Here is an 8,367-nt window from a genome sequence, read left to right as displayed (position 1 = left end):
TATTCCTCTTAGAGGCTTCGTCTACATCTATATTATCCAATCCTATACCAGCTCTTGCTATAACTTTAAGATTCTTCCCTCTCTCTATGATTTCTTTGTCTACCTTAGTTCTACTTCTCACTACTAGTATCTCGTATTGATCGATTATCTTCAATAGTTCTTCTCTAGATATTTCTGGCTTATAGTCCACAGCTAAACCATAACTTTGTAAAGTTTTTATCATGTATTCATCAACTGGATCGGTTATTATTACTTTTAGATTTAATTTATTTAAAGAGTTAACATTCTGGATAGTCTCCATACTACATCACCACATGGTGAAGTAGAATTAGTTTAACATGATGATGATGATGAGATAGGAAAAGCACTTACAGAATAAGAACTAGAGAAATAATTATTACCTTTAATCTTTAGATACACTCGATTTACCAATCGTAGTTGCATTTTAAAGTCATTAAAAGGTTCAATTACTGGTTTATATTTTTTATTGCTATTTTACAATAGTTTTAGTCTCTTTATACCATATAAATAAGTCGAGCACACCTACGTCTAAATTTAATGTATATGATATACTTCTTAAAATATTTTCAAGAAATATGTACTTCTTTTTAGTTAGATGTTTAACTTCTCTTAATACTCCAATTTCTTTTAGAAAGCTGATTATGTGTCTATCTATTATAGCAAAATTGAAATACCCAACATTTCTCAGAAAATGACTAGCTTCCTTCATTCCTAGGCCTTTAATTCGTAACAACTTTTCCCTAGCTAGAAATTGATCTAAGTCAGCAATGGGCTTAATCTGGCTTTTCAGTTTTGTATATACTTGCTCACGAGCTAAGAACATATATCTAGCCTTTAAATTATAGAACCTATACCCACAGGATATTAGATCGTCACGTAATTTATCCTCACTAGCGTAATAAATATCTTCTCCTAAACATTGTAATGCTTTATAGGCTGAAATAAACGAGGAATTAGCAGTAAGTATACAAAGGACTAACTCCTTAAACCACACATCCTCACTAGCAGAATTATTTAACTTAAACTCCTCAACCCTTTCTAACACTTTTGCTCTTATTTTGAGATTTTGAACTAGACTTCTTAGCACGTTTTTTACTCTTCCTCTTTCTCTTTTTAACTGATCTCTTCTTGTTCTTTACAACGGGTTTAGGTGGATTGAGATCTGACATCGAGAGTATTTTAGTTCCCTTATCTGAGTAGATTATGATAAATGGTAAATCTTTTTTAACTAATGTAAAGCCAACGACACTATTAACATTTAGATCAATCCTTTGAATTATAACTTGTTCATTGTTTAACTGTTGAGGGACTCCTACTGCTAATACATTTAATGGCTCTGAGAAATAGAAATCCAAATTACTCAAGTTTCCATTTAAATATCTCTCATTCTTATAGGTTATGATTACAATATCTGTTGTGGGATCAGGGGAAACTGATTCCAAATCAAATTTGCCATCTATAATTTCCTCTTGTTTAACTTTTTGTAGCGTAAAGATTTGCATTATATCAGCTATATTTAAAGGCTGTAGCTTATAATACTCTGCCAAATTCATAACAGTAGTATAAGGTAATTTGTAGACTAAAAATTCTTTTAAACAATACTGAGGTATAACAGAATGCATAAAAATATAAGTTATTATAGATGTTGAAAATATGGTGAAAAGGATTGAGCATAAGGATTAAGGGTTCCAACTCCTACGGTCATTTAGGCTGGCTTACAGTATATTGCAGGATTTGCAATAGGAAATTGGTAATAGGAACTGATATTGTATATAAGTGTCCAAAATGTGAGAAGAAATATTCTGCTTACTTCTGTGAAGCTGATAAAAGAGGTCTCAAGGGTAAATGTCCTTATTGTGGAACAGAGTTGGTACAAGTAATATGAGCGTAGTTCAGTACTACATTGATAATTTAAAATTTTCCATAATATATGAGGAAAATCGTACTATAATTTATATGGATATCAATCAAGAAATTAAGCAATTTTCTAAGAATAAGCTAGTCGATGATGACAAGAATAAAGTAATTTATGTAGATATGAATGAGAAAATTTCTAATGGCTCACTCAAAAAGATAATAATATGTAAGACGAGAATTTCTACCTATTTATGCAATGCTATAGTAGAAGTTAAGAACATACAAATAAATGAGAAAATATTATACGAAATTTATAAAGAAGTTCTTGAAGTTTCTAAGAGAGTTATATAAAAGCCTTGGCTTCTGAATCTATTATTGATTTCTTGAATAGTTTTTGTAATATACATTGCATCGTTAGAAATTATTTCAAGATGAACATTCATATCCCTAATTGATTGAGAGTTAAAATAAAGTAATATCAGTGTATTTTGACTAGGAGCACATATATAAGACGCGCCTACCTTAACTGGCTCACATATATCCTTAAAAATATTATTAATTGATTGAGTTAAGTACCTCAACTTCAAAGGATCATCAGATAGGACTTGAAACGATAAGGAAAACATTATCTATCACACTTTTATATTAGTATTTATCTTCTTTACTGGTATCTTAAGCTTGTCAAAAATTCTCTTCACATATTCGGCATACCTTCCTTCACCCTCTACTATTTTTAACTTTAATTTTCTATACTTCATAATCAAGACGACTCTTCCATCCTCATAAACTATGACTTTGCCAACAACTCTATCTTGTATATTTTTCAATAGATGAACGTAAACAAAAGTTCCTTTATTAGGTAAATTAACGATTTTTGCATCACCAACTACATAAGTAGGGCTTACCTTTTTACCTGATAACTCGAGTTGTGATATACTTTCTTTTTCTATTTTGAATATCAAAGTCCTTATAGCATGTTTACCAGATCTGCTCTTAGAATTCTCTACTAATATATCCATTTCCTTTCACACTTTTAATTGATTCTACTATACCATCTAAATCTATCTTATCTTCCAAATAAGCGTCTATGAGTACATCGTTTTTAAAGAACGTTTTCATCAAAGTTCTCCTCAAGGATATACTCGAATATTTGTAGATATTAAGCAACATTAGTTGAATATTTATCCTTTTTTCAAAAATTTTTAACTTATCATCTAAATAGTCATCCAGCTCCTTACCCTTATGAATAGCTTCAAACGCGTACTCAGCTGAAATGGCAGATGGTCTAATTCCTTCTCCGCTCAACGGAAATACAAGTCCTCTTGCCTCACCTACTCTACCTTTCTTAATAGAAGGGATTCCGATACTAATGGGGGCACCTCTAACGTCCTTAATCCTATAATCCTTAAATCTCTCTCTCAAGTATTCATTTAGTAGACTCTTAGAATTTTTATATTCCAAAAACCCTGCCCCTACATTATATTCATTTTCTCCACTAGGAAATATCCAATAAAATCCAGTATACTTGGTATTAAACTCAATCACCGCCTTATCATCAAAGCTCTTAGTTTCAATTATTGCTCGTGTTGTATAAACTACTTGCCTATCTAATGGATATGGACCCCTGCTATCTATAACATAATCAAATTTCTCTTTTAATGCTTCATGCGAAACTACGATCTTTGCGTGTTTACGCATACTATTTATCCAATTCCACTTATCTATAACTAGCCATTTAGTATGAGAGTACTCTACGTCATAAATCCTTTCTCCATCTATGCGAAAGGAGAACCTCTTTATGTTAAACTTAACTTCCCAATTAAAAGGTGGTGTATAGATATTTGGTACAATATCACCACAAGGTTTAACATACTTCTCATTTATATCAAAGATTGTGACTTCATGATTGGCTTTCTTTGATAATAAATACGCTAATGTGGATCCTGCCACTCCGCCTCCAATTATTGCTACCCTCATTCCTAAATCTTATAAATTATATGATTTTATATTTATATAAAGTAGCCATTATTAGGTGATGATCTATTGTTAAACCAAGATATAATAACAAAGAAGATGGAAGAGTGGCCAAAACATTATAACCCTAAAGAGATTGAGGAGAAATGGCAGAGGATATGGTTAAGTGAAGAGTATTGGAGAGATGTATTTAGGTTTAGAGAAGAGGACACTAATTCCCCAACTTATGTAATAGATACTCCTCCGCCTTTTACAAGTGGAGAGCTACATATGGGTCACGCATACTGGGTTACTATATCAGATACTATAGGTAGATTCAAGAGATTAGAAGGTTATAATGTACTTTTACCACAAGGTTGGGACACTCAAGGCTTGCCTACTGAATTAAAAGTACAGTATAGATTGAAAATTCCTAAAGAGAATAGAGAACTATTTCTCAAGAAATGCATAGAATGGACTGAGGATATGATAAAGAAAATGAAAGAAGCTATGATAAGATTAGGATACAGACCAGAATGGGAAAGATATGAGTATAAAACTTATGAGCCTAACTATAGAAAAATCATTCAGAAAAGCCTATTAGATATGTATAGAATGAATCTCATAGAAATACGAGAAGGTCCTGTGATTTGGTGCCCTAAATGCGAAACGGCATTAGCTCAAAGTGAAATAGGATACTTAGAGAGAGAAGGTATTTTAGCTTATATAAAATTTCCAGTCAAGGAAGGCGGTGAAATCATTATTGCAACTACTAGACCAGAATTATTAGCTGCTACTCAAGCAGTGGCAGTTAATCCAACTGATGAAAGATATAAGGACTACGTTGGTAAGACGGCAATTGTACCTATATTTAATCAAGAGGTAAAAATTATCGTCGATGAGATGGTAGAGAAGGAATTTGGTACTGGTGCTGTAATGATTAGTACTTATGGAGATCCACAAGATATAAAATGGCAATTGAAGTATAATCTAAAAACGAGAATAGTAATTGATGAGAAAGGGAGGATAGCAAATACTAATGGGATTTTAGACGGATTAACTATAGATCAAGCCAGGAAAAAGATAATTGATATACTCCAAAAAAATCAATATTTAGTAGAAATTAAACACATAAAGCATAATGTTTTGTCTCATACAGAAAGAAGTGATTGTTTATCCCCGGTAGAATTCTTAGTTAAGAAACAAATATACATAAAGACATTACAATTTAAACCAAAATTATTAGAAGAATATAAAAAGATGAAATTTAAACCCAGCAGAATGTCCTATTATTTAGAAGAATGGATAAACAACATAGAATGGGATTGGAACATCAGCAGACAAAGACTTTACGGAACACCGTTGCCTTTCTGGTATTGCGACAATGGTCATTTAATACCTGCTAGAGATGAAGATCTGCCAATAGACCCAGTTAAGGCTAAGCCACCAGTAGACAAATGCCCAAAATGCGGATTTGATTTGAAACCAGTTACAGATGTAGCAGATGTTTGGATAGATTCCAGCGTAACTGTACTTTACCTAACCAAATTCTATGAAAATAAAGAGTTATTTAATCGAATATTCCCAGCCTCCTTGAGATTACAAGGAACAGACATAATTAGAACTTGGCTCTTCTATACATATTTTAGAACTCTGATGTTAGCTAATAATATACCATTTACCAATGTTTTAGTCAATGGGCAAGTTTTAGGTCCGGATGGAACTAGGATGAGTAAGAGTAAAGGAAATGTTGTTTCACCTTTAGATAAGATAGATGAGTATGGCGCTGACTCTATAAGAATGACGTTGCTTGATGCAAGTATAGGCGATGATTTTCCATTTAAGTGGGATACCGTTAAAGGTAAAAAATTATTGCTTCAAAAGCTTTGGAACGCTTCCAGACTGGTGTATCCCTTTATAGCTAAAATAAGGATTGATAAACCAGAAAAATTGAGCAATGTAGACAAGTGGATCTTGCAAGAACACAAGAAATTTGTTGAAAAAGTGATTAATGCATATAGAAACTTCGACTTTTATGTAGTGATTCAAGAGATGTATAGTTACTTCTGGGAAATAATAGCGGATGAATACTTAGAAATGATAAAACATAGACTATTCCAAGATGACGCCTCTGCGAAATACACGATTCAGAGAGTGATAAGGGATATAATAATACTACTTCATCCAATTGCTCCTCACATCACAGAGGAGATTTATAGTAGACTATTTGGTTATAAAAAGAGCGTACTATTAGAAGGATTACCAAATGTAGACGATATTATTATAGATAGTGAAATTGAAAAATTAGGAGAAGCTATAAAGAAGTTTAACTCTATGGTAAGGTCAGAAAAAATAAAGAATAGAATATCAATGAATACACCAGTTAATGTAAAATTCTACGCAAATAAAGATGTTATAAAGTATTTAGAAGACGTGAAAGATGATTTAATGAAAACGCTGAAAATAGTCAACTTAGAGTTTATTGTTACTAATGATGGAGAAGAAAAAGTAGAAATAAAAGTTAATAATAGCTCTCAGTCCATGGGAGTTTAAATCATTTTACTTTTCTTACTATCAGGGTTTCATCATCCCTTCTATAAACTCTCTTATCCTTTCTACACCTTCTTTTATAACGTTTTCGTTAACAGCATAACTTAACCTTAAGAACTGCTTACCGACATTTAACGGAAATACCTCCCCTGGTATCGTCACTACACCTTTACTCTCAATAAGCCTTATTGCTAAAGTCTTAACATCAATGTTAGCTATTTTTAAAATTTCTCCTACATTAGGAAATATATAAAACGCACCATTAGGTTTCGAGACCTGTATACCTTTAATCTTACTTAATTCATCATATATTAAATCCCTTCTCTTCCTGAATAGTTTTACCATTTCATTGACTTCATCAAAAGTGTTAAAGGCTTCTAATGCACCCTTTTGAGCGAAACTCGTAGGACAAGTGTAAATGTTTGAAGCTAAAATGCCCATTTTCGTTATAGCTTCTTTATTGGCTATTATATACCCTAGCCTCCAACCGGTCATTGAAAAAGTCTTACTAAACCCATTAATATAAATCACGTAATCCCTCCAATTACTATCTTCAAGCACACTTTTCATTCTACCTTCGTATACAAAATGATCGTATATCTCATCTGAGAGTAATAATATTTTATTCTCTCTAGCTATTTCTATTATTCTCTCTACATCACTATGCGAAAAAAGAGAACCAGTAGGATTATGAGGATTATTGAAAACTATCATTTTAGTCTTTTTAGTAATCTTACTTCTAAGATCCTCAATATCAACTGAGAACCCTTCTGATTTATTCCACTTTAGGGGAGAATAAATTGGCTTACCACCTAACAACTTTACTACTTCTGCATATGAATAGAAGGATGGGTCAAATAGAATCACCTCATCTCCTTGATTAACATATAAGATAAACGCGAGGAAAAGTGCCGTCTTAGCACCTGGTGTTACAATTACTTCGTCAAGCTTAATATCGCTTCCATATTTCTGATTTAAATATTCTGCAATCTTTCCTCTTAATTCTTCTATACCTAAGGCTGAAGTATAGGAAGTGAATCCTTCATCTAAAGCTCTCTTAGCCGACTCCCTTATCCGCTTAAACGTCAAAATATCTGGTTGACCTACTCCAAAATCTACGATCTTAATTTTCTTATTTTTCTCTACGTTTCTAGCAATTTCCTTATAAAGTAATGTACTTTCTCCGGTCAACTGGCTAATATTAGAACTGAATGATGAGGACACACGAATAATTAATAAAACTCATATAAATTCTTTGATCTTCTCTGGATTATTCATTAAAGATGTTCCAACCAGAAAAGCATTAGCGCCAAATTTCTTTAACTCCTCTATTTCATTTTTATTTGATATTCCACTTTCAGCAACCTTTACTATGTTAGAGGGTATTAGAGAGAGAATCTTCTTCTGCTTCTCCTTATCTATTGCTAGAGTTTCTAAATCTCGTGAGTTGACTCCTATGAACCTAGCTCCTAGTCTTAAAGCGATCTCTAGTTCTGACTCATTAGTGACCTCCACTAGCGGTTCCATATTATAGGTCCTTGCATATTCCAATAATCCCTCTAATTCCCTTTCAGTTAAAATTCTGACTATCAAAAGAACGGAATCTGCTCCGAGGTTATAAGCATCATCTATTTGAGATTCCTTTACAACGAAGTCTTTCATAAGAATAGGTAGTGATACTGAATTAGCTATCTTTCTTAGCACCTCATAAGAACCGTTAAAAAATTTCTCCTCAGTTAATACACTAAGACCTACTGCATATTTTTCCATAAATTTAGCGTAATGTATTGGATCCATCTCTACTTTTAGCCCAGACGGGGAGTTTGTCTTATACTCAGCTATAATTGCAGTAATATTTGATCTATTAAATTCAATAATCCTATCATATAAAGAAATAATTTGTCTTTGACGAGACATACTAATAGGAGTCCTCTTTAGAGATAAATCTACTACTTCCTTAAGCCAACCTTTTAAGTATCTAGGCAT

9 protein-coding genes and 1 pseudogene are annotated in these 8,367 nt (G+C 32.5%); 3 read left to right on the top strand and 7 right to left on the bottom strand.

What is annotated here, in order from left to right; translation table 11 throughout:
• The 3 genes and pseudogenes from DMP16_RS00710 to DMP16_RS00700 all read right to left on the bottom strand — a co-directional run.
• Positions 1-301, bottom strand: a pseudogene (locus DMP16_RS00710) (3-phosphoglycerate dehydrogenase); the annotation flags it as partial.
• Positions 302-490: 189 nt separating this feature from the next.
• Positions 491-1,108, bottom strand: a complete 618-nt coding sequence (locus DMP16_RS00705) for an N-glycosylase/DNA lyase (protein WP_143576820.1) — start codon at positions 1,106-1,108, stop codon at positions 491-493.
• A complete protein-coding gene (locus DMP16_RS00700; RefSeq protein WP_231961216.1) occupies positions 1,050-1,643 on the bottom strand; it encodes a hypothetical protein in 594 nt (197 codons plus the stop codon). The genes DMP16_RS00705 and DMP16_RS00700 overlap by 59 nt, the downstream gene beginning before the upstream one ends.
• Before the next feature lie 44 nt (positions 1,644-1,687).
• Between DMP16_RS00700 and DMP16_RS00695 the strand changes: the two genes are divergently transcribed.
• Together DMP16_RS00695 and DMP16_RS00690 are read left to right on the top strand one after the other, a co-directional pair.
• Positions 1,688-1,906 (top strand): hypothetical protein, encoded by a 219-nt coding sequence (locus tag DMP16_RS00695; protein ID WP_083216339.1) that lies wholly within the window; start codon positions 1,688-1,690, stop codon positions 1,904-1,906.
• Complete coding sequence (locus DMP16_RS00690; RefSeq protein ID WP_069284540.1) at positions 1,903-2,229, top strand: hypothetical protein; 327 nt, start codon at positions 1,903-1,905, stop codon at positions 2,227-2,229. The genes DMP16_RS00695 and DMP16_RS00690 overlap by 4 nt, the downstream gene beginning before the upstream one ends.
• A 281-nt stretch (positions 2,230-2,510) precedes the next feature.
• Here the strand turns inward: DMP16_RS00690 and DMP16_RS00680 are convergent, their stop codons facing one another.
• Both DMP16_RS00680 and DMP16_RS00675 read right to left on the bottom strand, forming a co-directional pair.
• On the bottom strand, positions 2,511-2,897 hold the full coding sequence (locus DMP16_RS00680) for a hypothetical protein (protein WP_069281838.1): 387 nt from the start codon (positions 2,895-2,897) through the stop codon (positions 2,511-2,513).
• A complete protein-coding gene (locus DMP16_RS00675; RefSeq protein ID WP_069281835.1) occupies positions 2,872-3,855 on the bottom strand; it encodes an NAD(P)/FAD-dependent oxidoreductase in 984 nt (327 codons plus the stop codon). The genes DMP16_RS00680 and DMP16_RS00675 overlap by 26 nt, the downstream gene beginning before the upstream one ends.
• 96 nt (positions 3,856-3,951) lie before the next feature.
• On the opposite strand from DMP16_RS00675, the gene DMP16_RS00670 reads away from it, so the two are divergent.
• The gene (locus tag DMP16_RS00670; protein ID WP_083216431.1) at positions 3,952-6,384 is read left to right on the top strand and encodes a valine--tRNA ligase; all 2,433 of its coding nucleotides are present in this window, start codon (positions 3,952-3,954) and stop codon (positions 6,382-6,384) included.
• A gap of 21 nt (positions 6,385-6,405) precedes the next feature.
• Here the strand turns inward: DMP16_RS00670 and DMP16_RS00665 are convergent, their stop codons facing one another.
• Entirely contained in the window at positions 6,406-7,605 is a 1,200-nt protein-coding gene (locus tag DMP16_RS00665) for a pyridoxal phosphate-dependent aminotransferase (protein ID WP_069281830.1), read from the bottom strand.
• A gap of 18 nt (positions 7,606-7,623) precedes the next feature.
• Complete coding sequence (gene trpC / locus DMP16_RS00660) at positions 7,624-8,367, bottom strand: indole-3-glycerol phosphate synthase TrpC (RefSeq protein WP_069281826.1); 744 nt, start codon at positions 8,365-8,367, stop codon at positions 7,624-7,626.

This window comes from Sulfolobus sp. B1 (assembly GCF_007050195.1).
In the GTDB taxonomy this organism is placed as follows: Archaea; Thermoproteota; Thermoprotei_A; order Sulfolobales; family Sulfolobaceae; genus Saccharolobus.
This window is presented reverse-complemented; position numbering and strand designations above follow the sequence as displayed.